The sequence below is a fragment of the Streptomyces eurocidicus genome (assembly GCF_002891295.1).
Lineage (GTDB): Bacteria > Actinomycetota > Actinomycetes > Streptomycetales > Streptomycetaceae > Streptomyces > Streptomyces eurocidicus.
The window spans coordinates 581,962-604,745 of the sequence record NZ_LGUI01000003.1 but is presented as its reverse complement, the minus strand read 5'-3'; the positions used below and the strand labels follow the sequence as shown (position 1 = coordinate 604,745).

Genomic DNA, 22,784 nt, shown 5'->3' with positions numbered 1-22,784 from the left:
GGTGCGCCGGCGGGTGCCCGGATGCCGGGGGTGCCCGGGAGCCGAGGCTGGGCGGCGGGGTGGTGCGGTCACACCGGCCGGTGGTGTCGGGGTGCCGCTCTCCGGTCGCGCGTCGCGCGCTCCGGTCACGGGGCACACCGGCCGTACGGGCGCGTGCCGTCTCGCCGCCCTGGTGGGAGGCCCGCGCCGCTGCCGTGCTCTGTTCGGTGCCGTACCGCGCTGCCCGGTGCTCTGTGATGTGCCGCGGGTCTACGCGCGTCGCGCCGTGGTCACGCCAGCTCGTCCATATCGCTGAACGCCATCTCCGGGGCCAGGTCGAGCCGCGTGGCGAAGCCGCCGCGCGCCGACAGGGCGGCCCAGACGGTCACCTCGCCGGAAGCGTCCCGTACGCCCCAGTCCTGGGAGAGAGCGCTGATGATGTTCAATCCGCGGCCGCCACGTGCGGTGACCGACGGAGTGGCCGGAAGTGGGCGGGTCGGACCGCCTCCGTCCGTGACCTCGACCGTGAGCCGGCCGTGTTTGTCCACTCGCCAAGCGGCACGTATCCCCCCGTCCTTCTCCCCGTCTCTGTCGCCGTTCTCCGGGCTCAGCGGGCGACCGTGCCGGTACGCGTTGCTGAGCAGCTCCGAAAGGATCAATACGGCGTCGTCGATGACCGAATCCGGTACCCCACTGATGCGCAGGTCCTCGCGCATCCGGTGTCTTGCCTGGCCCACAGCGGCTGGACCATGGGGTACGGCCATGATCGACGACGTGGGCACCTCCTGTGCCACCACCAACGCCACCCCCGAGACCTCCTTTGCCCCACGTCAGGGGATGGATGCCCCAATGGACTGGACCGGAAACCGGCCATCCAGCACCCGGTGGGGGCACTCGGGGAGGTCGAACACGTACCGAACGCGCCGGTGCACTCCTTGTAATGGACCTACGGGCGCCCGAGCTGGGAAAGGACCTGCTTGGGCCGGTTTGTGATCACCGCGTCCACCCCCACGCGCGCGCAGAGCTCGACGTCGGCCGGCTCGTTCACCGTCCAGACGTGCACCTTGTTCCCGGCCCGGTGCAGCCGGGCCACGTAGTCGGGGTCCTTACGGATGATCCGGATGCTCGGCCCGGCGATGTGGATGCCCGTGGGCAGCCGGCCGTCCCGGTGGCGCGGCGAGACGAACTGCATCAGGTAGACGGTCGGCAGGGCGGGCGCCGCCGCCCGCACGCGGTGCAGGGAGCGCGCCGAGAAGCTCATCACCCGCACGCGCGAGGGTTCGTCCGGCGGCGGCGCGGCGAGCCCGAAGCGGTCGAGCAGGGTGAGCAGCCGCTCCTCGACCTGGCCCGCCCAGCGCGTGGGGTGCTTGGTCTCGACGGCCAGCTCCACCCGGCGTCCGGCGTCCACGACGAGCTCCAGCAGCCGCTCCAGGGTGAGGACGGAGGTCGCGTCGAGGTCGGGCGCCTCGCGGTCGGTGGCCGCGCCCTTCCACGAGCCGAAGTCGAGGGCGGCGAGATCGGCCAGTTCCAGGGTGGAGACGGCGCCCCGGCCGTTGGAGGTGCGGTTGACCCGGCGGTCGTGGACGCAGACGAGGTGGCCGTCGGAGGTGAGCCGTACATCGCACTCCAGCGCGTCGGCGCCGTCCTCGATGGCTTTGCGGTAGGCGGCCAGGGTGTGTTCCGGGGCGTCCTCGGACGCTCCCCGGTGGGCGACGACGGTGAGCGGGCGGCCGTCGGGGCGGAGGTCCCGGGCCTGGTGCGCATTGGTCACCGCGTTATGGTGCCACCGCCCGGCGCGCTCGCGCATGCGGTGGATTTCCTGCGGTCTGTCCGGGAGTGTGTGGGTGTGCGGCCCGTGCCGGGTCCGGCGCGGGTTCGCGTGCGCCTTCGGGCGGGCCCGCGACGGGTCGGTCGCGGCTTCCGTGAACGGCCCGCCGGTGCGCCTCCGTGACCCGGATCCGGAGGGCGTGGGCACAGGATCCGCTTACGGTGGTCTGACGCGGCATGGGAAAGCATGGAAGAGCTGACCGTGGACCTCAGGCTTCCGCGTGGGCATGACATCCGTCGGGACGTGGCCGACGTCGCGAACGAGAACCGATGTGCACCCGGTGGTGCACGTGATTGAGGAGAGAACTGTGAGCACCGAGAACGAGGGCGCCGCCGTTCCGTCCGCGCCCGGTCCGGGTGCGGAGTCCACGACGCCGTCCCCCGAGCCGGAGCGCCCCGTTCCGTCCGTCCCTCCCGTACCCAGCGCGCCGCCCGCGGCGCCTGCCGTGTCCACGGAGAAGGCGTCCATGGAGAAGGTGTCCGCGGAGCGGGCCGGGGAGCCCGGCGGAGCGGTCGCGGAGCCGCCCGCGGACCGTACGGCGCAGCTGCCCGCGGTCGGCGCGGACGAGGCCGGCGCCCCCGGTGCCCAGGCCCTGTCGCCCGCCGAGGCCCCCACGGCCCCGCAGCAGCCGGCCTACGCGCAGGCCGGTGCGGTGGGCGCGGCCGGTCAGCCCCTCGGCGCGCAGGGTGCGCAGGGCGCCCCCGGCCCCTGGTACGGGCAGCCCGGCGGCGGGCCGCAGGTCCAGATGCAGCCACAGGCGTACGGCGGCGCGCCCGGCGGTCCCGGCGCCCACGACGGCGTCTGGGGAGCCGCCCCGGTCCCGCCGCGCAAGCGGACGGGCGGGCTCGTCGCGGCCGTCCTGGTGGCGGCCCTCGTCGCGGGCGGCGTCGGCGGCGGCATCGGCTTCTGGGCGGCGAACCGCAGCGACAGCGGCTCCTCCACGACCGTCTCCTCCTCCGGCGACCCCAAGGTCGAGAGCCGTACCCCGGGCTCCGTCGCGGACATCGCGAACAAGGCGCTGCCGAGCGTCGTCACCATCGAGGCGCAGAGCGGCGGCGGCGAGGGCGGCACGGGCACCGGCTTCGTCTACGACAAGCAGGGCCACATCCTCACCAACAACCACGTCGTCGCCTCCGCCGCGCAGGGCGGCGGCAAGCTCACGGCGACGTTCTCCAACGGCAAGCAGTACGCCGCGGAGGTCGTCGGCCGCGCCCAGGGTTACGACGTCGCCGTCCTGAAGCTCAAGGACGCCTCCGGCGCCACCCTCAACCCCATCCCGCTCGGCGACTCCGACAAGAGTGCCGTGGGCGACGCGACGATCGCCATCGGCGCGCCCTTCGGCCTCTCCGGCACGGTCACCACGGGCATCGTCAGCGCCAAGAAGCGCCCGGTCGCCTCCAGCGACGGCGGCGGCAACGGCAACGCCTCGTACATGAGCGCCCTGCAGACGGACGCCTCGATCAACCCCGGCAACTCCGGCGGCCCGCTGCTCAACGCCCAGGGCGCGGTCATCGGCATCAACTCCGCCATCCAGTCCGCCAACAACGGCGGCGGCTTCGGCGGCGGCCAGCAGCAGGCCGGCAGCATCGGCCTCGGCTTCGCGATCCCGATCAACCAGGCGAAGAACGTCGCCGACCAGCTGATCAAGGACCGGGTGCCGACCTACCCCGTCATCTCCGCCTCGGTGAACATGCGGGATTCCGGCGGTGGCGCCAAGATCTCCCCCGCGGGCGAGAACAACGCCCCGGCGGTCACGCCCGGCGGCCCCGCCGACAAGGCCGGCCTGAAGCCCGGTGACGTGATCACCAAGCTGGACGACACGGCCGTCGACAGCGGCCCCACGCTGATCAGCGAGATCTGGACGCACCGTCCGGGCGACAAGGTCACCCTCACCTACACCCGGGACGGCAAGCAGGCCACGACCGAGGTCGTCCTGGGCGAACGCAAGGGCGACAGCCGCTCGTAGCGCCGACCCGGGGGCCCGCCGGCCTCACCCCGGCGCGGCGGCCCGGCGTACGACCCGCCGGGAACCCGCCGAACGCGCCCCGGCCCACCGCCCGGACCCCTATCATCCGTGAGACGAAAAGGGGCCGGGCGGAGGCGTGTTCCGGCCGGTGTCCGCGGGGCGGTCCGGGCCGGTGAGGGCGGTGCGCAAGGTGGTGCTCTCTCCTTCCACGCCGCGGCGTACGCCGGCGGCCGGCGGCCCCGTCTCCCCGCCCGCCACGGCGCTGATCGACGCCGACGGCCGCATCCGGCAGTGGAGCACCGGCGCGCGCGAGCTGACCGGTTACGCCGAACGGGAGATCGTCGGCCGGGACGCCGCACTCCTCGCCGACCGGGGCGGCGCCCAAGGCGGTGACCTGGTGAAGGCGTTGCTGCGGTCCGCGGGCGAGGCGCGCGGCGACTGGGTGCGCCGCCGTGACGGCACCTGCCGCAGCGTCGTCTGGTACCCCCTGGAGGTGCCGCTGGCGGACGGGGCGGGAGTGCTGGCCGTAGCCCTGCCCCAGGAGCAACGGCAGGGCGACATCCCCACTCTGGACCGCCTGTTGCACTCCTCTCCCGTGGGCCTCGCGGTTCTCGACACCGATCTGCGCTTCCGGTACGTCAACGACGTCCTCGCCCGGCTGAACGGCCTGACCGCCGAGGAGCACCTGGGCCGCTCCGTGCTCGAGGTGCTGGAGCTGCCGTACCCCGAGGCGTACGAGAAGGTGCTGCGCCGCGTCGTCGAGGACGGCGAGAGCGTCGACAACCTCCAGGTCGCGGGGGTCCGCCCGGACGGTGCCCCCAGGGTCGCCACCGGCAGCATGTTCCCGCTGCGCGACGCGGACGGCACGGTGGTCGGCGTCGGCGGCCTCGTCCACGAACGGGCCGACGCCGGGCGGGAGCTCCTGGAGGCGGCCCGGGACCGGCGCCGGCTCGTCCTGCTCGGCAGGGTCGGCGCCCGCCTCGGCCAAGGGCTCGACCCGCGGGCGGTCGCGGGGCAGCTGGCGGAGGGCTGCGTCCCGGAGTTCGCCGACGCCGTCGAGGTCGATCTGCTGAAGGCGGCGGCCGAGCCGGACGTCGGCGCCTGCGAGATCCGCGGCTGGTACGCGACGCCGGACAGCCCCTGCACGGCGATCCCGCTCGTCCACCCCCTGGTCCTGCCGCCGGACGCCCGGCGGCCGCGCCCCGAGGACGACCTTCCGGCGGCCCGCCCGGCGGCCGCGGCGGTCGCCGAGTGCGTCGGCTCCGCCCGGCCCGTGACCTTCGAGACGGAGCTGGCGGACGGGGTCGTCCGGCACGGGATCGCGGTGCCGCTGACGGCCGTGGGCCGGGTGCTCGGCGCCGTCACCTTCCTTCGGCACGGCGCCGCGGGCTACGCGGGGGACGGCCGGGTGCTCGCCGTCGAGCTGGCGGCCCGCGCCGCCACGGCGATCGACAACGCCCTCCTCTACCGCCGCGAACGTCTCGCCACCCTCGCCCTCCAGCGCCACTTGCTCCCCACCCGGCTGCCCTCGGAGAGCTGGTTCCGCGCGGCGTACCGCTACCGCCCGGCCGAGGACGGCACCCTCGCGGGCGGCGACTGGTACGACGCGGTGGCCCTGCCCGCCGGCCGGGTCGGGCTCGGCGTCGGCGACGTGATGGGCCACGGCGTGGGCGCCGCCGCCGCGATGGGCCGCTACCGCGCCTCCGTCCACGCCCTGCTCGCTGTCGGCCTGCGGCCGGGCCAGCTGCTCACCCGGCTCGACGGGATCCTGGCCGGCAACGAGGACGAGCTCGCCGCGACCTGCGTCTGCGCGGTCTACGACGCGGGGACCGGCCGCTGCCGCATCGCCCTGGCCGGCCACCCGCCGCCCCTCCTGGTCCGCCCCGACGGCACGGCCGGCCCGCTCCCCTGCGAACCGGGCCCGCCGATGGGCATGGGCCTCCACCACATGTACGCGGACGTGGAGATCCCCGTGGAGCCCGGCAGCCTGCTGGTCCTCTACACGGACGGCATGGTCGAGGACCGCAAGGGCGTCCTCGACCTGGAACAGGGCATCGCGATCCTCGGCAAGGCCGTCCGCGACCCCCGCGCCCCCCTGGACGAGATCTGCGACGCCCTCATGTCCGTCCGCCCGGCCGACTCCCCCGACGACGCGGCCCTCCTGGTCTCCCGCCTGGGCCGCCTCTGACGTCCCGTGCCCCTCGCCCCACCGCACCCCGGGTCCACCCCCTGAACGCGGCTCCGCACCGCCCTCGCACAGCCGGTAGGCTGTCTCCGCGTCGGTGAGGGTCTCTCCGACGCGGGGAGAGTTGCCCGAGCGGCCTAAGGGAACGGTCTTGAAAACCGTCGTGGCAGCGATGTCACCGTGGGTTCAAATCCCACACTCTCCGCCAGGTCGGCGAATGCGCTGGTCAGAGGGGTGCCGGGGGCTTCCGGGCACCCCTTTTCCGTTGCCTCGGTCTCACCCTGCGCCGCTGGTGTCCCACCGCTGACCAACGCGTGCGGCCAACCTGCGGCCGGGTTCGTCAGGCCCCTTTGCCTGTCTCCGGGGCATGCGGCTCGGCGTACCCATACGAGGGATGTGGGGCAACCGGCCGCGTCCGGGCGGAAATTGTGTTTTACGGTGGCGGCAGACGGGTTGCCTCGTGCCGTATGCGAGGCGACCCCCGGTCGGTGCTGAGAACACCGGGCCAGGGGTCTACACCCGGTAGCCCCTAAGGAATAGGTACCGGAATGCTCCGGCATGCTATCGCGCCTGCGCGCTCCTTCACGCAGGTTGCCAACGAGATCATTCGTAGCCCGAAGCTGTCTTCGGACGCCGTACGGCTGCTCATCTGGCAGTTGTCGCTGCCGCCGGGTGTCGACCTGCCGTTGTGGCAGGTCGCTCAGCGGGCCGGGATCAAGACCACCGGGTTCATCCGTGCGAAGCGGGAGCTGGCCGCCGCCGGGTACTACCACGAGTGGCGCGAGCAGGGGCGGGCTGGGCGGTGGACCACAGAGCAGCTCGTCTCCGGCGTGCCGCTGACCGCCGAGGAAGCGGCCGCCGTGCGGGCGGGGCGGCCGGGTACCCGGATTCCGGCCGTCGGTCGGCCGGGGAGCCGGTCCGTCGGCCGTTACCAAGACAAAGACTCGGGGAAGAACACTCCCCAACCTCCCCAACCCGCCCGGGCCGAGCCTGAATCCGAGCCTGAGCCGGATCGGGGGCCAGAGCCGGAGCCGACGCCGGAGTCCGTACCCCCGCCGAAGCCTCAAGCCGCCCCGCCCGGCCGCTCGGCGTTCGTACCCGCGCCCTTCGTCACGCAGGGCACCCACGTCCTGACCGCCGTCTCCCGCACCGATCGGCAGCTACGCCTGTCCGGTAAGGACATCGCCCGGCTCGCGCCGCTCGCCGGGGAGTGGTTCCAGCGGGGCGCGTCTCTGGCGGAGGTCCGGGAAGCGCTGACCGGCGGGCTGCCGGATCACGTCCACTTCGCCGCCGGGATCATCCGCAACCGCTTGCTGCGGAAGATGCCGGACGCCCGCACCTTCGCGGAACAACGCGCCACCGAACGGCGCTTCGTGCCACCGCCCGTACGGCCGAACGCGTTCGCTCCACCCGCTGATGACACCTGCGGCGCCGTGGCAGCCGCTCGCCGCGGCGCGTCTGCCGTACGAGCCGCGCTCCGCGGGGCGGGAGCCGTGCCGGCTCCGGCTTAGAAGATCGGATGGGGTGCCCCGGGTCTGGGGCGACGGTTACGGAGCGGCTGCGCGCTCCGCTGTGGAATGGAGTTCGAGAAGCCATCGGCAGTCCCGGGCGAGCTGCATCACATGGGTGAGGTCGCCGAGCACGGCCGAGCCCAGGGGGTGGTCACCGGACGACTCGACGCGATCGAGCGTCGAACGGCTTCGGTACCACTCCAGGCTGCCACGCCACATGTCGTCCACGTGCCCTCGGGCTCCAGGGAGAAGAGCATCCCTGTGCCGGCGCAGCGCAGCGCAGCGCCCACCCCCTCAAGTTCCTCGCTCCGCAGCGGACTCGAACGCAAGGTCAAGGCTTGATCGATCGAGTTCCGCACCTTGTCGAAGTCCATACATCCGGTGCTGGCAGGGCTGCTGTCCATGTGTACACGGTCGAGCCGTGCCCGGTCTCGGCGCGACATCCGGGCGGTAATCTCAGCGTGAGATGACTTCCCTGGCGGGCGGGGCGCGGATGCCGACCGGACAGTTCCCCATCGAGTTGCCTGACTGGACATGGCAGCGTGCCGGGATTCGAGAGGCGTTGCGCGCCCGCGACATGGGTGCGGTGTTCCGGCACGTGCAGCAGTTCGGCGGGGTGAGCCAAGCCCGGATCGCCACCGCGACAGGGCTCTATCAGGCTCGGGTCAACGAGATCATCAACGGTCGGCGCGAGGTGGCCCTGCTCGACGTCTTCGAGCGCATCGCGGATGGCCTCTGTCTTCCCGACGACGCCCGGCACCTCCTCGGGCTGGCGTCCAAGCGCGAGGCAGGGGCGACAGGGAAGACCTTCGAGCTCGCGGCGTTCCCCGAAGTCGTACGGGTCTACGCGTCGCAAGCGTCCGCCGCCGAGGAGATCCAGCGCCAGGCGGACACAGCCACCGAGGTCGACGTACTGGCGGTGCGCGGCTTCGGGCTGCTGGCATTGAACGGCTCTCTTCTGCGCGACGCCGTGGCCGGTGGTGCCGGTGCGCCGCGGCGACTTCGGCTGCTCCTGCTCGATCCGGCCGCGCCTGCCCTCGTTCGACGGGCTGCCGAGATCGGAGAGTCACCCGCGTCCTTGGCGGACGGCGTACGCCTGGCCGAAGCGCGTCTGCGGGAGCTCGCCGGGGTATGCGACGTGCAGGTGTATCGGTACCGGATGCTTCCGACCTGGCGCATCATCCGACTCGACACCACCATGTTCGTCTCCGCCTTCGACGCGGGATGGGAAGGCCACGAGTCGGCGGTGTACAAGGTGGTGGAGACACCGCACGGGCCCTTGTACCGGGGGTGCCGACGCATGTTCGAGGCGCTCGTCGAGGACGGGGAGCGGACCGTCTGACCGGAGGGGACGTGGCCGATGATCGAGGCTGAACTGAAGGCACGAGTGCACGACGTGGCCGAGGTCACGCGACGCCTGGACGCCCGCGCCGCCGGGCGGGCCGAGGTGTACCGGGACACCTACTACGACGAACCGGCCGGCACCCTGGAGAAGGGGGACCGGGAGCTGAGGGTACGCACCGTCCGTGGTGCGCGGGCCGACAAGACGATCCTGACCTACAAGGGGGCGCGGGTCGACGAGGCATCCGGTTCGAAACCGGAGCACGAGACCCGTGTCGAGGATCCCGAAGCGGTGCACGCCATGCTGCGCGGCCTCGGCTACGTGCCCGTGATCGCCTTCGAGAAGCAGTGCCACAACTACGAGTTCCAAGCCCTCGGCCGGCCGATGCTGGCGACGGTCGTCACGGTGCCCGAGATCGACGGCTCCTTCATCGAGCTGGAGACCCAGGTGGGAGAGGACGACCTTCGTGGTGCCCTGCGCGACATCCGGTCTGTCCTCGGCGAACTGGGCGTCGAAGACGATGACCTGACCGCGGAGCTCTATACCGATGCCGTACGTGCGCGGCGCGCCTGAAACCCTGCCGTCGCACCCGAGGGCGAGGTGTATGGCCCGTTCAGCCCCTGCTGCGGCCCAGGAACAAGCTCGTGGTCACCCTCACCTCTATCGGGGTCCCGTGCTGTTCCGCGGTTCGGGTCAAGGTTTCAAGGAGGGCCCCGCGGGCCGGGGCCGGGACGGCCCGGTAGCCCGAGTACGTCGACAGGAGGTCGGTCAACGCGGTCGGTGAGTGGGGGTGCTCGGACTCGTACAGGCGGTGGTCCAGGTCCGTGAAGCCGCCGTCCGACTCCATCTCCCGCCATTGGCGGGCCTCCGGGCCGCGGTGGGCCGGGCGGGGGTTCGGGTCGAGGATCGTGTACGCCGGTACGGGTACGCCGTGTTGGGCGTGGGCGGCCGTCAGGCGGGTGGTCAGACCCGGGTCCGCCAGGCGCCAGTGGTTCCAGAAGAGCGCCACCGCCCCGCCCGGCCGGAGGGCCGCCTTCGCGCGTGCCCAGCGGACCGCCGGATCGACCCAGTGCCACGCCTGCGCGCAGTACAGCAGCCCGTAGGCCCGGTCCGGACGCCAGGACTCGAAGTCGGCCTCCTCCACGGTGACATGGGGCATTCCCGCGCAGTTGCGCCGCAGCACCCGTGCCATCCGCGCGTCCGGCTCCACGCAGGTCACCGGCGTGCCGCGGGCGGCGAAGGCGAGCGTCGCCTTTCCGGTGCCCGCGCCGACCTCCACCGCCGGGACGCCCGCCGGCAGGGCGGCGAACGCCAGGGCCTCCTCGACCATCCGTTCCGGATAGCCCGGGCGGCCCGCGTCGTACTGCTCGGCGTCGTCACCGAAGACGTGCCGCCGCTCCCGATCGCGCTCCTCGGTCGCCATCCGGCCACTGTAGGGCGCCGCGGTGATCCGTCTCAGCCGGTCGCCGCACCGTGGCCGGTACGGGCCGTCCCGGCCGTCCGGAACGGAACCCGGCCGGTCAGGCCAGGGCCAGCGCGGCGACCACCGGGGCCGCGTAGACCAGCGGGAACGGGACGTGGGAGTACGAGCGGGCGCGGACGACCGTGACGACCGCCCCGGCGAAGTACAGGACCAGGCCGACGCCCGCCAGGGTGCCCACGACCGGCAGGAAGACGCCCGCCACCAGGCCCGCCGCACCCGCCGCCTTGGCGAGGCCCAGCGGGGTCCACCACGAGCGCGGCACACCGTAGGCGTTCATGGGCTCCACCACCCACTTGGCGCGGAGGAAGACCGAGGCCGCCGAGAAGCCCGACATCGCGGCGGCCAGCAGGGTGACGACGAGGGTGGTGGTGGACATCGGGAATGCTCCTCAGCGGGCCTGTGGCCGGGCGGCCGGCGGGTGCCGGTGCGGGGCTCGCTCCGGCGGCGGTTTCTTGCGTCCTTCATCGCTCTGACCCGCCGGACCACGCGGATGTGACCGCCCTCGGGGAACATCTTTCCCGGACCGGCCACCACAGGCCGCTCGCCCGCCTCAGAGACCCAGCGCCTCCACATCGATCCGCGCCAGGCGCTCCGGGTCGACGAGGATGTCGAGCGCGGTGACCTTGCCGTCCCGGACGGTGAACGACATCACCGACATCACCCGGCCGTCCGCGATCGCGACCACCCCGGGTGTGCCGTTGACCAGCACCGGGCGCGCGGCTTCGGCGATCCGGGCGAAGGTGATCGCCTGGGCGGCGATCTCGGCCGCGCCCCGCCGGAGCGCGCTCGGCAGCAGCGTGCCGCCGTCGGACCGGGCCACGATCTCCGGGTCGAGCACGGCCACGAGCGCCTCCAGGTCCCCGCCGCGCGCCGCCGTCAGGAACGCGTCGACGACCGTACGCCGCTCGGCCGGGTCCGTGTCCGTCGCGGGTGACGCGTCCTGGACGCGGCGCCGGGCACGGCTGGCGAGCTGCCTGGTCGACGCCGGGGTGCGGCCGAGGACCGGCGCGATCTCGTCGAACGGCACGGCGAACATGTCGTGCAGCACGAAGGCGAGGCGCTCGGCCGGGCCCAGCGTCTGGAGGACGATCATCAGGGCGAGCCCGACCGAGTCGGCCAGCAGGATCTCCTGCTCCGGCTCCAGCCCGCCCGGCCCGCTGATCACCGGGTCGGGCAGCCGGACCCGCCCCTCCCCGTCCTCCAGCGGCTCCTCGCGCCGCGTCGCCCGCGACCGCAGCATGTCCAGGCACACCCGGCCGACCACCGTGGTCAGCCAGCCGCCCAGGTTCTCCACCCCGGAGACGTCGGAGCGGCTCAGCTTGAACCATGCCTCCTGCACCGCGTCCTCGGCCTCGCTGAGCGAGCCGAGCATCCGGTAGGCCACCGCCCTCAGATGGGGCCGGTGCTCCTCGAACCTCCGCGCCAGAAAATCTTTCTCGCTCACGTGTCACATCCTCGCGACTTCGTCCGTCAGTGCAGTGACGGACGATAACCGGTCGCGAATACGGAAGAAGGACGACATGAACGCTCGTATGAAGAACCCCGCCGCGGTCCTGCCCGACGTGACGAAGGGCGTGCAGACCCTCTTCAAGGCCATTCACCAGGGCGGCGCCCCCCAGCAGATCCTGGAGCTGGTGCACCTGCGCGCCAGCCAGATCAACGGCTGCGCCGTGTGCGTGTTCGGCGGCGTCGCCAGCGCCAAGAAGGCCGGCGAGACCGACGAGCGGCTGCACATGGTCGCCGCCTGGCGCGAGGCCCCCTTCTTCACCGACGCCGAGCGCGCGGCCCTCGCCCTCACCGAGTCCGCCACCCGCCTCGCCGACCACACCGGCAAGGCCGTCCCGGACGACGTCTGGGACGAGGCCGCCGACCACTTCGACGAGGGGCAGCTCTCCTCGATCATCCTGATGGTCGCCCTGACCAACTTCTTCAACCGCATCAACACCACCATCGAGGAGCCCGCGGGCCACACCTGGGGCTGAGCGGCGTACGCGGCCGGGCGGAGGCCACCCGCGCCCCCGCCCCGCCCCGCGTCACGTCCCCGGCGTCACGCCATCGCCGCCGTCACCGCCGCCGTCGTCCCCGACGCCAGCAGGTCCCGCAGCGACTCGTCCAGCCCGTACCGGGGCCGCCACCCCAGCAGCAACCGCGCCCGTGAGATGTCCAGTTGCTGCCACTCCACGTCGTTGCGCGCCGCCCCCGCGTCGGGGATCTCCTCGATCCGTACGGGCACCCCGCTGAGCGCGATCAGCCGCTCGACGAGGTCCCGCATCGGGACCGCCACCCCGCGCCCCACGTTGACCACCGGCTTCGCCCCGTCCGGATACGGCAGGTCCGCCGCCGCCACGACGGCCGCCGCCACGTCCCGTACGTCGACGAAGTCCCGCCGCGCCCGCAGCGGCGCCAGCCGCAGTTCCACCGGCCCCACGCCCGAGTGACCCGCCAGCTGGGCCGTGACCGCCCCCAGCAGACTGCCGCGCGGGGCCCCCGGGCCGCAGACGTTGGCGAGCCGGAGCACGACGGCGTTCAGCCCGCCCGACCGCACGCCCTCCAGCACGGCCAGCGAACCGTCGAGCTTGGACCGCCCGTACGCCGTCACCGGCGCCGGCACCTCGTGCTCGGAGGTGCCCGCGCCCACCGTCCCCGGGCCGTACTCGTGCACACTGCCCAACTGGATCAGGCGGGGCCGGGACGGCAGCCGGGCCAGCGCCCCGACCAGCTTCCCCACGGCCACGGCGTTGGCCTCGCGCATCTCCCGCTCGGTCGCCTGCCACGCGCGGCCGGCCGCGTTCACCACCACGTCCGGGCGGGCGTCGCGCAGCACGGCCGCCAGCTCGTCCGGGCTCGCGGCGGTGAGGTCGACGCTCAGCGGGCCGCCGCGCGAGGCCGAGAGGACCTCGGCGCCCGTCGCGGCGAACGCGCCGACCAGATGGGCGCCCAGGAAGCCCGTACCGCCGAGTACCAGGACCCTTCTCATGCCCGCCCCGCCTTCTCGTGCTCCGACCAGGGCGTCAGCAGCCCGGCGGCCGCCGTGGCCGCCAGCGACGGCGCCCCCGCGTCCTTCTCCGACATCAGCGGCGGTTCCGTGAACCCCCACGGGATCGCGAGGTCCGGGTCCAGCGGATCGATGTCGATCTGCGTCCCGGGCACATGGGCGGTGGAGAGGACGTACGAGATGCACGCGTCGTCCGTCAGGGACAGGAAGCCGTGGCCCACGCCCTCGGGCACGTACACGGACAGGTTCGTCTCCGTGTCCAGCAGATTGCTCACACTGAGCCCGAACGTCGGGGAACCCACGCGCAGGTCGACCACGAAGTCCCGCAGCGCGCCCCGCACACAGGTCACGAACTTCGCCTGGCCGGGCGGCGTGGTGACGCTGTGGACGCCGCGCAGGGTGTTGCGCCGCGAGACCGAGTAGTTGATCTGCGCCGGAGTGAACGACCGGCCGGTCTCGCGGGCGAACTCCTCCGTCCGCAGCGCCTCGTGGAAAGAGCCCCGCTCGTCCCTGATCCGATCGGGCGCGACGACGAATGCCCCCGGGATCTCCAGCTCAGTGATCCGCACCGCGCACCCGCCTCTCCTGCTCCTCCACCGTCCAGGTGTCGTTGCCGGTGAGGAGTGTGGTGAGGTCGCCCTTGCCCTTTTGTTCGACTGCTGTTTCGAGTTGGTCGGACATGAGGGTGTCGTAGACGGGGCGTTCGGTGCTGCGGAAGACGCCGATGGGGGTGTGGTGGAGGGTGTCGGGGTCGGCGAGGCGGGAGAGGGCGAAGGCGGTGGTGGGGGACGGGGTGTGGGCGTCGTGGACCAGGATCCGGTCCTGGTTCTCCTCGGTGACGGCGACGACCTCCAGGTCGCCGGTCAGCGGATTCCGGATGACGCCCTTCTCCCCGTCGGCACCGAAGCGGATGGGGTGTCCGTGTTCGAGGCGGATGACGGCTTCTTGTGCCTGGTCTTTGTCTTTGAGGGCTTCGAAGGCGCCGTCGTTGAAGATGTTGCAGTTCTGGTAGATCTCGACGAGGGCGGTGCCGGGGTGTTCGGCGGCCTGGCGCAGGACCTCGGTGAGGTGTTTGCGGTCGGAGTCGACGGTGCGTGCGACGAAGGAGGCTTCGGCGCCGATGGCCAGGGAGACGGGGTTGAAGGGTGCGTCGAGGGAGCCCATGGGTGTGGATTTGGTGATCTTGCCGACTTCGGAGGTGGGGGAGTACTGGCCTTTGGTGAGGCCGTAGATGCGGTTGTTGAAGAGGAGGATTTTGAGGTTGACGTTGCGGCGGAGGGCGTGGATGAGGTGGTTGCCGCCGATGGAGAGGGCGTCGCCGTCGCCGGTGACGACCCAGACGGAGAGGTCTTGGCGGGAGGAGGCGAGTCCGGTGGCGATGGCGGGTGCGCGTCCGTGGATGGAGTGCATCCCGTAGGTGTTCATGTAGTAGGGGAAGCGGGAGGAGCAGCCGATGCCGGAGATGAAGACGATGTTCTCTTTGGCGAGGCCGAGTTCGGGCATGAAGCCTTGGACGGCGGCGAGGATGGCGTAGTCACCGCAGCCGGGACACCAGCGCACCTCCTGGTCCGACTTGAAGTCCTTCGCCGTCAGCGGGAGCGTGCCGCGCGGTACCAGGGGCAGGGCTTCACTGGGCATCGAGAACCTCCCGGATCGTGGTGGCCAGCTGCTCGGCCTTGAAGGGCATGCCGTTGACCTGGGTGTACGAGTGCGCGTCGATCAGATACCGGGCACGCAGGAGCAGGGCCAGCTGGCCGAGGTTCATCTCCGGGACGATCACCTTGTCGTACCGCTTCAGCACCTCTCCCAGGTTCTTCGGGAAGGGGTTGAGATGCCGCAGATGGGCCTGCGCGACGCTCGACCCGCCTGCTCGCAGTCGGCGTACCGCCGCCGTGACCGGGCCGTACGTCGAGCCCCACCCCAGCACCAGCACATGGGCGTCACCGTGCGGGTCGTCGACGTCCAGGTCGGGGACCTCGATGCCGTCGATCTTGGCCTGGCGGGTGCGGACCATGAAGTCGTGGTTGGCCGGGTCGTAGCTGATGTTGCCCGTGCCGTCCTGCTTCTCGATGCCGCCGATGCGGTGTTCGAGGCCGGGGGTGCCGGGGACGGCCCAGGGGCGGGCCAGGGTCTGCGGGTCGCGCTTGTACGGCCAGAAGACCTCGGTGCCGTCGGCGAGCTCGTGGTTGGGGCCGGTCGCGAACTGCACGCGCAGGTCGGGCAGCTCGTGGACCTCGGGGACCCGCCAGGGCTCGGAGCCGTTGGCGAGATAGCCGTCGGACAGCAGGAAGACCGGCGTCCGGTACGCGATCGCGATCCGCGCGGCCTCGATCGCCGCGTCGAAGCAGTCCGCCGGGGTCCTCGGCGCCACCACCGGCACCGGCGCCTCGCCGTTGCGTCCGTACATGGCCTGGAGGAGGTCGGCCTGTTCGGTCTTGGTCGGCAGGCCGGTGGAGGGGCCGCCGCGCTGGATGTCGACGATCAGCAGCGGGAGCTCCAGCGATACCGCCAGACCGATCGTCTCGCTCTTGAGCGCCACCCCGGGACCCGACGTCGTGGTCACCGCCAGCGAGCCGCCGAAGGCCGCTCCGAGTGCCGCGCCGATGCCGGCGATCTCGTCCTCGGCCTGGAAGGTGCGCACGCCGAAGTTCTTGTGCTTCGACAGCTCGTGCAGGATGTCCGAGGCCGGAGTGATCGGGTACGAGCCCAGGTACAGCGGCAGGTCCGCCCGCTCCGCCGCCGCGACCAGGCCGTACGACAGGGCAAGGTTCCCGGAGATGTTGCGGTATCTGCCGGACGGGAAAGCCGACGTCGCGGGCGCGACCTCGTACGAGATCGCGAAGTCCTCCGTCGTCTCGCCGAAGTTCCAGCCCGCCCGGAACGCGACGACGTTCGCCTCCGCGATCTCCGGCTTCTTCGCGAACTTCTTCCGCAGGAACGCCTCGGTGCTCTCCGTCGGCCGGTGGTACATCCACGACAGCAGGCCCAGCGCGAACATGTTCTTCGAGCGGCCCGCGTCCTTGCGCGAGAGGTCGAAGTCCTTGAGCGCCTCGACGGTGAGCGTCGTCAGCGGCACGGGGTGGACGCGGTACGCCTCCAGCGAGCCGTCCTCCAGGGGCGACGCGTCGTAGCCGACCTTCGCCATCGCCCGCTTGGTGAACTCGTCGGTGTTGACGATGATCTCGGCGCCGCGGGGTACGTCCGCGATGTTCGCTTTGAGTGCGGCGGGGTTCATGGCGACGAGGACGTCGGGGGCGTCGCCGGGGGTGAGGATGTCGTGGTCGGCGAAGTGGAGCTGGAAGGACGAGACGCCGGGGAGGGTGCCGGCGGGGGCGCGGATCTCGGCGGGGAAGTTCGGCAGGGTCGACAGGTCGTTGCCGAACGACGCGGTCTCCGAGGTGAAACGGTCACCCGTGAGCTGCATGCCGTCACCCGAGTCCCCCGCGAACCGGATGACGACGCGGTCCAGCCGGCGGACCTCCTTGGCCGTGCCGCCGGGCGCGGCGGCGGGGCCGTCTTCTTCAACAGTCATAGGGAAACATCTCCAAGATCGTCACAGCTGCGGGAGTTCACGGGACGCGGGCGGGGCCCGCCGCGCGTCAGCCGGCGCGCAACCGGGTGTCGCCGCTCCACGCCAGCGGGGCCGAAGCCCTCCGGCGTACGTCGTCCAGCAGGCCGGCCTGGTGCACGGACGCGAGGTCGGGCGCGCCGCCGGTCCGTACGGCCGCCGCGAACGCCGTCACGGCGCGCAGCACCTGGTCGGCCGGCGGGAGCCGGAGCTCCTCGGTGCCGGAGCGGCGCTCGACCCGGACGTGCGGCACGTGGTCGGCGGGCGGGGTGAAGGCCCGGTCGACCGAGATGCGGCCCTCGCTGCCCCAGATCTCGTACGAGGAGCGGTAGGCGTGGTCGAGGCCGAAGGTCAGGTGCGCGGCGACCCCGTCCGGCGAGCGCAGCAGCGCCGTGCCGGAGGTGTCCACGGCGCGGCCGGGGCCGTGGACGAGCACGGCGCCCTCGACCTCCAGCCCGGCGCCCAGGAAGTGCAGGGCCGCGCGGACGGGGTAGACGCCGGTGTCCCAGAGGGCGCCGCCGCCGAGCTCGGGCCGGTAGCGGATGTCGTGTTCCGGCAGGCGGGGGACGGCGAAGGCGGCCTGGAAGACGCGGGGTTCGCCGATCGCGCCCTCCAGGACCAGCCGGCGCACGGTCGCGTGCTGCGGGTGGTGGACGAACATCACGTTCTCCCGCAGCACCCGCCCGGTCTCCCGGGCCAGGCCGACGAGGTGTTCCGTGCGGGCGAGGTCCGTGGTGAGCGGCTTCTCCGCGAGGACGTGCTTGCCGGCGCGCAGGGCCTCCTCCACCCAGACGGCGTGCAGGGCCGCCGGGAGCGGTACGTACACGGCCTCGACGTCCGGGTCGGCCAGCAGCGCCTCGTAGCCGTGCGTGGCGCGGCAGCCGAACTCGGCGGCCGTGACCCCGGCCTTGGCGTGGTCGCGGCCGGCGACCGCGACGACCTCCACGTCGGGGGAGGCCGTCATGGCGGGCAGCATGCGGCGGCGCGCGATGTCGGCGCAGCCGAGGACCCCGATGCGCACGGGGTCCGTCCGGCCGGTCCCGGGCTCGTGCCCGGTCGTGAGGGGCGCCATCAGAGTGCTACCGCCCCGGCGGTCAGGCAGGACAGCAGGGTGCGGGCCTGCACGTTCAGGTAGTGGTTGTGCCGCAGCAGCCGGGTGAGCTGCCGGGGGGTGGCCCAGACGTAGCCGGGCGGCGGGTCGAGGGGCACCTCGTCGGCCTCGACGAACAGATAGCGGCTCTCCGCGTTCAGGAAGCGGCCGCCCTCCTCCGAGTGGACCGTGTCGTAGCGGACGCGCCGGGGGTCGGCGCCGAGCACCAGGTCGAGGAAGGGCGGGCGGTCCGGGCCGGTCAGGTGCGCGTAGTTGCCGGGCGTGTACTGGACGGTCGGGCCGAGCTCCACGGTGTCCGCGAAGCCGCCCTCGACCCGGGCGTGCGCCAGCAGGTGCGGCACGCCGCCGATCCGGCGGGTGAGGAAGGCCGTGACGCCGAGGCCCTTGGGCTCGAACAGGGGCTGTGTCCAGCGGGCGACCTCGCGGCTGCCCGCCCGTACGCCGACGCCGACGACGCCGAAGTAGCGGCCGTCCGCCCGCTCGATCGACCACTCGCCGCGCACCCAGCCGGGCAGGCCGCCGAGGGGGACCCGCTCGGCGTGCACGTCGTGGCGGGAGCGCTCGGTGGTGAACCAGGACAGCAGCTCGGTGTCCGAGTGCAGGGCGAGGCCGTCGCCGTCGGGCAGCGGGGCGCAGGACAGGACGGTGCGGGCGTCCATGTTCACGACGTTGTCCCGGCGCAGCAGCGTGCCGATCTGGCCGAGGGTGAGCCAGACGAAGTCGTCGTGCACGGGGACGTCGCCGGTGGCCTCGACCAGCATGTTGCGGTTGCTCTTCCGCAGGAACCAGGAGCCGTGCTCGGACTGGAGCGAGTCGGCGAGCACCCGGCCGCGGCCCGGCTCGGTGAAGTACTCGATGTACTTCACGTCCGCGCCCTTGTGGGCCTTGGTGTAGTTGCTCCGGGTGGCCTGGACGGTCGGGGAGAGCTGGAGCAGGTTGCGGTTGCCGGGCTCCATCTTGGCCTGCATCAGGAAGTGCGGGACGCCGCCGAAGTCCTTGACGAGGATGCCGAGGATGCCGACCTCGGGCTGCTTGATGATGGGCTGGTGCCACCGGGGCCCGCCGGAGGTGGTGACCCGGAGGCCCTCGACGGTGAAGAACCGGCCGCTGCGGTGCCCGAGGTTCCCCGTGGCCCCGTCGAAGGACCAGCCGTCGAGCTCGGCGAGGGGGATCCGCTCCACCTCGAACCGGTGGGCCGCGCGGCGCTCGTCCAGCCAGTCCGCGACGTCGGCGGTGCGCATGACCGCGCCCTCGGTGGCGGCGGCCGAGCGGGCGACGCGGTACGGCAGGTCGGCGTCGTACGGGGGCTTGAGCGCCGGCTCCGCGCTGCGGGGCGCGGACTCGGCGTAGGTGATCATGTGCGGGCCCCCACGAACTCCTTCACGCTGGAGACGACGTAGTCGAGCTTCTCGTCGTCGAGCGCCGGGTAGACCCCGACCCAGAAGGTCTGCTCGGTGACGATGTCGCTGTTGGTGAGGTCGCCGACGACCCGGTGCGGGGTGTCGACGTAGGCCGGGTGGCGGGTGAGGTTGCCCGCGAACAGCCGCCGTGTGCCGATCTTCCGGTCCTCCAGGAAGTCCACCAGCTCGGCCCGCTTGAACGGTGCGTCGGGGTCGACGGTGAGCGCGAACCCGAACCAGCTCGGGTCGCTGCGCGGCGTCGCCTCCGGCAGCAGCAGGTGCGGTACGCCCTCCAGGCCCTCGCGCAGCCGGCGCCAGTTGTGGCGGCGGGCGTCGCAGAAGGCGTCCAGCTTGTCGAGCTGGGTGAGGCCGAGGGCGGCCTGGATGTCGGTGGCCTTCAGGTTGTAACCGACGTGCGAGAAGATGTACTTGTGGTCGTAGCCCTCGGGCAGCGTGCCCATCTGGTACTTGAACCGCTTGAGGCACTTGTTGGTCTCGCCCGGCTCGCACCAGCAGTCGCGGCCCCAGTCGCGCAGTGACTCCATGATCCGCGCCAGTGCCAGGTTCGAGGTCAGCACACAGCCGCCCTCGCCCATGGTGAGGTGGTGCGCGGGGTAGAAGCTGACGGTCGCGATGTCGCCGAAGGTGCCGGTGAGCTTCCCGTCGTAGGTGGAGCCGACCGCGTCGCAGTTGTCCTCGATGAGGAACAGGTCGTGGTCCTCGGCCAGCTGGGCGATCTCGGCGACCTCGAAGGGGTTGCCGAGCGCGTGCGCGATCATGATGGCCCGGGTGCGGGGGCCGATCGCGGCGGCGACGCGGGCGGCCGTGGTGTTGTACGTGCCGAGCTCGACGTCGACGAAGACGGGGACGAGCCCGTTCTGGATGATCGGGTTGACCGTGGTCGGGAAGCCCGCCGCGACGGTGATCACCTCATCGCCGGGGCGCAGCCGGCGGTCCTCCAGGGTGTGCGAGGTGAACGCCGTCATCGCCAGCAGGTTCGCGGAGGAACCGGAGTTGGTGAGGTGGGCCTTGCGCAGGCCCAGCTTGCGGGCGAACCGGGACTCGAACTTCCGGGAGCTGGGGCCGGCGGCGATCCGCATCTCCAGGGCGGCCTCGACGATCGCCAGGCGGTCCGCCTCGTCGAGCACCGCGCCGGCGGGCCAGATCTCGGTGGTGCCGGGGACGAAGGGCCCGTCGTCCTGGACGTCCAGGTGGAACTTCTTGGTCTCGTCGAGAATCAGTCCCTTGTGGACGTTCATGACGCGATCCCCTCTCGGCTCTGTCGGTCGGTGCGGTCGGCGGTGTGCTTCACGGGCCGCCACCAGCCCGGGTTGGCGCGGTACCAGTCGACGGTGTCGGCGAGGCCCCGCTCGAAGGAGATCCGGGGGGCGTATCCGAGGTGTTCGCGGATCTTGGTCTCGTCGAGGGCGTAGCGCAGGTCGTGGCCCTTGCGGTCGGCGACCCGGCGGACCATCGAGGCGTCGGCGCCGCACAGGCCGAGCAGCCGCTCGGTGATGTCCAGGTTGGTCTGCTCGTTGCCGCCGCCGACGTTGTAGACCTCGCCGGCGCGGCCCTTGGTGAGGACCAGCTCGATCGCCCGGCAGTGGTCGTCGACGTGCAGCCACTCGCGGACGTTGCGCCCGTCGCCGTAGAGCGGGACGGGCAGGCCCTCCAGGAGGTTGGTGACGAAGAGGGGTATCAGCTTCTCGGGGTGCTGGTACGGCCCGTAGTTGTTGGAGCAGCGGGTGATCGACACATCGAGCCCGTGGGTCCGCCAGTAGGAGCGGGCGATCAGGTCGGACGACGCCTTGGAGGCGGCGTACGGGGAGTTGGGCAGCAGCGGCCACTCCTCGGTCCACGCGCCCTCGGCGATGGACCCGTACACCTCGTCGGTGGAGACGTGCACGACCCGGTCGGTGCCGGTGGCGAGGCAGGCGTCGAGGAGGGTCTGGGTGCCGCCCACGTTGGTGCGGACGAACTCGGCGGCGTCGGCCACGGACCGGTCGACGTGCGACTCGGCGGCGAAGTGGACGACCGCGTCGTGGCCGGGCAGCAGCTCGCGGAGGAGCGCGGCGTCGCAGATGTCGCCCCGGACGAAGTCGAGCCGGGGGTGCACGGCCGGGAGGTTGGCGCGGTTGCCCGCGTAGGTGAGCTTGTCCAGGACGGTGACCCGGGTGCTCTCGTGGCCGGGGTAGCCGCCGTCGAGGAGGGTGCGGACGAAGTGCGAGCCGATGAAGCCGGCGCCACCGGTGACCAGGAGTCTCATGCCGCCACCTCGATGCGGGTGTGGTCGCCGACGACCAGGCTGTGGCAGGCGTCGCCGGTCGGGCCGGTGCCGACGACGGCGTTCCGGCCGATGAGGGAGTAGCGCAGGCCGGGGACGCCGGAGATCTCGGCGCCGTCCATGACGATGGAGTCGCGGACCCGGGTGTTGCGCAGGACGCAGCCGGCGCCGATGGAGGTGTCGGGGCCGATGTGGCAGTCCTCGATCACGGTGCCGGCCCCGATGACGGCCGGGCCGTCGATCCGTGAGCGGGTGACCCGGGCGCCGGGCTCGATCCGCACCCGGCCGTCGAGCAGGCTGGCGTCGTCGACGCTGCCGAGGACCCCGGGGGTCAGCCCGGCCAGCAGCGTCTGGTTGCACTCCAGGACGTCGCCGGCCTGGCCGGTGTCCTTCCAGTAGCCGCGGTACTCGGTGGCCCGTACCTCGGCGCCCCGGGTGACCAGCCACTGGATCGCGTCGGTGATCTCCAGTTCGCCGCGGGCGCTCGGCTCGATGGCGGCGACGGCCTCGTGGATGGCCGGGGTGAAGAAGTAGACGCCGATCAGCGCGAGGTCGCTGCGGGGCTCGCGGGGCTTCTCGACCAGCCGCTCGACCGTGCCGTCGGGGCCGAGCTCCGCGACGCCGAACGCCCGCGGGTCCGGGACCCGGTGGACGACGACCTCGGCGGCGGGCTGCCGGGTGCGGAAGGACTCGGCGACCTCCCGGACGCCCTCGGGGAGCATGTTGTCCCCGAGGTACATCACGAAGTCGTCGTCGCCGAGGAAGGGCCTGGCCAGCGTGACGCAGTGGGCCAGGCCCAGGGGCGCCTCCTGGGGTATGTAGGTGACGCGTATGCCCAGCCGCGAGCCGTCCCCGACGACGTCGGCGATCTCCGGTGCCCAGTCGCCGACGATGATCCCGACCTCGGTGACGCCCAGGTCCCTGATGTTCTCCAGCACGTGCTCAAGCACCGGCTTGTTGGCGATCGGGATGAGCTGCTTGGGCATGGAATGGCTGAACGGACGCAGACGGGTGCCTGATCCGCCCGAGAGCACCAGGGCCTTCATGGAATCTCCTTGCGATGACGGTCGGAAACATCAGGGGACAGCCGGGTCGGTCGGGGACGGGGTCGGTCGGGGACGGGCGGGCGGGG

General features: G+C 72.3%; 21 protein-coding genes and 1 tRNA gene. 7 read left to right on the top strand and 15 right to left on the bottom strand.

Features of this window, described 5'->3' with window-relative positions; translation table 11 throughout:
* Positions 1 to 269: 269 nt before the first annotated feature.
* Both AF335_RS12525 and AF335_RS12520 read right to left on the bottom strand, forming a co-directional pair.
* Positions 270 to 743 carry an ATP-binding protein gene (locus AF335_RS12525; RefSeq protein ID WP_228772926.1) on the bottom strand — a complete coding sequence of 158 codons (474 nt, stop codon included), beginning with the start codon at positions 741 to 743 and terminating at the stop codon, positions 270 to 272.
* A 182-nt stretch (positions 744 to 925) separates the two neighbouring features.
* Positions 926 to 1,786, bottom strand: coding sequence for a glycerophosphodiester phosphodiesterase (locus AF335_RS12520; protein WP_102918396.1), 861 nt, complete (start codon positions 1,784 to 1,786; stop codon positions 926 to 928).
* Positions 1,787 to 2,114: 328 nt separating this feature from the next.
* On the opposite strand from AF335_RS12520, the gene AF335_RS12515 reads away from it, so the two are divergent.
* The 4 genes from AF335_RS12515 (at position 2,115) to AF335_RS12500 (ending at position 7,469) form a co-directional block, all read left to right on the top strand.
* Positions 2,115 to 3,773 carry a S1C family serine protease gene (locus AF335_RS12515; RefSeq protein WP_244927005.1) on the top strand — a complete coding sequence of 553 codons (1,659 nt, stop codon included), beginning with the start codon at positions 2,115 to 2,117 and terminating at the stop codon, positions 3,771 to 3,773.
* 190 nt (positions 3,774 to 3,963) lie between these two features.
* Positions 3,964 to 5,961, top strand: coding sequence for a SpoIIE family protein phosphatase (locus AF335_RS12510; RefSeq protein ID WP_170127675.1), 1,998 nt, complete (start codon positions 3,964 to 3,966; stop codon positions 5,959 to 5,961).
* A 115-nt stretch (positions 5,962 to 6,076) separates the two neighbouring features.
* Positions 6,077 to 6,166 (top strand) — tRNA-Ser (locus AF335_RS12505).
* 340 nt (positions 6,167 to 6,506) lie between these two features.
* Complete coding sequence (locus AF335_RS12500; RefSeq protein ID WP_102918393.1) at positions 6,507 to 7,469, top strand: hypothetical protein; 963 nt, start codon at positions 6,507 to 6,509, stop codon at positions 7,467 to 7,469.
* A gap of 36 nt (positions 7,470 to 7,505) precedes the next feature.
* On the opposite strand, the gene AF335_RS12495 is transcribed toward AF335_RS12500, so the two are convergent.
* Positions 7,506 to 7,742 (bottom strand): DUF6415 family natural product biosynthesis protein, encoded by a 237-nt coding sequence (locus AF335_RS12495; RefSeq protein WP_221505353.1) that lies wholly within the window; start codon positions 7,740 to 7,742, stop codon positions 7,506 to 7,508.
* Positions 7,743 to 7,935: 193 nt separating this feature from the next.
* On the opposite strand from AF335_RS12495, the gene AF335_RS12490 reads away from it, so the two are divergent.
* Together AF335_RS12490 and cyaB are read left to right on the top strand one after the other, a co-directional pair.
* Positions 7,936 to 8,811 carry a helix-turn-helix domain-containing protein gene (locus AF335_RS12490; RefSeq protein ID WP_228772914.1) on the top strand — a complete coding sequence of 292 codons (876 nt, stop codon included), beginning with the start codon at positions 7,936 to 7,938 and terminating at the stop codon, positions 8,809 to 8,811.
* Between the two features lie 18 nt (positions 8,812 to 8,829).
* On the top strand, positions 8,830 to 9,384 hold the full coding sequence (gene cyaB / locus AF335_RS12485) for a class IV adenylate cyclase (RefSeq protein WP_102918391.1): 555 nt from the start codon (positions 8,830 to 8,832) through the stop codon (positions 9,382 to 9,384).
* 40 nt (positions 9,385 to 9,424) lie between these two features.
* Here cyaB and AF335_RS12480 read toward each other — a convergent pair whose 3' ends face one another.
* The 3 genes from AF335_RS12480 to AF335_RS12470 form a co-directional block, all read right to left on the bottom strand.
* Entirely contained in the window at positions 9,425 to 10,234 is an 810-nt protein-coding gene (locus tag AF335_RS12480; RefSeq protein WP_102918390.1) for a class I SAM-dependent methyltransferase, read from the bottom strand.
* 97 nt (positions 10,235 to 10,331) lie between these two features.
* Positions 10,332 to 10,670 carry a DoxX family protein gene (locus AF335_RS12475; RefSeq protein ID WP_102918389.1) on the bottom strand — a complete coding sequence of 113 codons (339 nt, stop codon included), beginning with the start codon at positions 10,668 to 10,670 and terminating at the stop codon, positions 10,332 to 10,334.
* Positions 10,671 to 10,844: 174 nt separating this feature from the next.
* Positions 10,845 to 11,738: a sigma-70 family RNA polymerase sigma factor gene (locus AF335_RS12470; RefSeq protein ID WP_102918388.1), complete on the bottom strand. Its 894-nt coding sequence runs from the start codon at positions 11,736 to 11,738 to the stop codon at positions 10,845 to 10,847.
* A gap of 76 nt (positions 11,739 to 11,814) precedes the next feature.
* Between AF335_RS12470 and AF335_RS12465 the strand changes: the two genes are divergently transcribed.
* Positions 11,815 to 12,276, top strand: a complete 462-nt coding sequence (locus AF335_RS12465; RefSeq protein ID WP_102918387.1) for a carboxymuconolactone decarboxylase family protein — start codon at positions 11,815 to 11,817, stop codon at positions 12,274 to 12,276.
* 65 nt (positions 12,277 to 12,341) lie between these two features.
* Here AF335_RS12465 and AF335_RS12460 read toward each other — a convergent pair whose 3' ends face one another.
* The 9 genes from AF335_RS12460 to AF335_RS12420 all read right to left on the bottom strand — a co-directional run bounded on the left by AF335_RS12460 (position 12,342) and on the right by AF335_RS12420 (position 22,698).
* Positions 12,342 to 13,271 carry an NAD-dependent epimerase/dehydratase family protein gene (locus AF335_RS12460; RefSeq protein ID WP_102918386.1) on the bottom strand — a complete coding sequence of 310 codons (930 nt, stop codon included), beginning with the start codon at positions 13,269 to 13,271 and terminating at the stop codon, positions 12,342 to 12,344.
* Positions 13,268 to 13,858: a dTDP-4-dehydrorhamnose 3,5-epimerase family protein gene (locus AF335_RS12455; RefSeq protein ID WP_102918385.1), complete on the bottom strand. Its 591-nt coding sequence runs from the start codon at positions 13,856 to 13,858 to the stop codon at positions 13,268 to 13,270. The genes AF335_RS12460 and AF335_RS12455 overlap by 4 nt, the downstream gene beginning before the upstream one ends.
* Entirely contained in the window at positions 13,845 to 14,927 is a 1,083-nt protein-coding gene (locus AF335_RS12450) for a 2-oxoacid:ferredoxin oxidoreductase subunit beta (RefSeq protein ID WP_102918384.1), read from the bottom strand. The genes AF335_RS12455 and AF335_RS12450 overlap by 14 nt, the downstream gene beginning before the upstream one ends.
* Entirely contained in the window at positions 14,917 to 16,821 is a 1,905-nt protein-coding gene (locus tag AF335_RS12445) for a 2-oxoacid:acceptor oxidoreductase subunit alpha (RefSeq protein WP_102918383.1), read from the bottom strand. The genes AF335_RS12450 and AF335_RS12445 overlap by 11 nt, the downstream gene beginning before the upstream one ends.
* A 67-nt stretch (positions 16,822 to 16,888) precedes the next feature.
* Positions 16,889 to 17,929, bottom strand: a complete 1,041-nt coding sequence (locus tag AF335_RS12440) for a Gfo/Idh/MocA family protein (protein WP_102918382.1) — start codon at positions 17,927 to 17,929, stop codon at positions 16,889 to 16,891.
* The gene (locus AF335_RS12435) at positions 17,929 to 19,326 is read right to left on the bottom strand and encodes an NDP-hexose 2,3-dehydratase family protein (RefSeq protein WP_102918381.1); all 1,398 of its coding nucleotides are present in this window, start codon (positions 19,324 to 19,326) and stop codon (positions 17,929 to 17,931) included. Before AF335_RS12435 ends, AF335_RS12440 begins: the two co-directional genes overlap by 1 nt.
* The gene (gene rfbH, locus AF335_RS12430) at positions 19,323 to 20,627 is read right to left on the bottom strand and encodes a lipopolysaccharide biosynthesis protein RfbH (RefSeq protein WP_102918380.1); all 1,305 of its coding nucleotides are present in this window, start codon (positions 20,625 to 20,627) and stop codon (positions 19,323 to 19,325) included. Before rfbH ends, AF335_RS12435 begins: the two co-directional genes overlap by 4 nt.
* On the bottom strand, positions 20,624 to 21,634 hold the full coding sequence (gene rfbB, locus AF335_RS12425; protein ID WP_102918379.1) for a dTDP-glucose 4,6-dehydratase: 1,011 nt from the start codon (positions 21,632 to 21,634) through the stop codon (positions 20,624 to 20,626). Before rfbB ends, rfbH begins: the two co-directional genes overlap by 4 nt.
* Entirely contained in the window at positions 21,631 to 22,698 is a 1,068-nt protein-coding gene (locus AF335_RS12420; protein WP_102918378.1) for a glucose-1-phosphate thymidylyltransferase, read from the bottom strand. The genes rfbB and AF335_RS12420 overlap by 4 nt, the downstream gene beginning before the upstream one ends.
* Between the last annotated feature and the right edge of the window lie 86 nt (positions 22,699 to 22,784).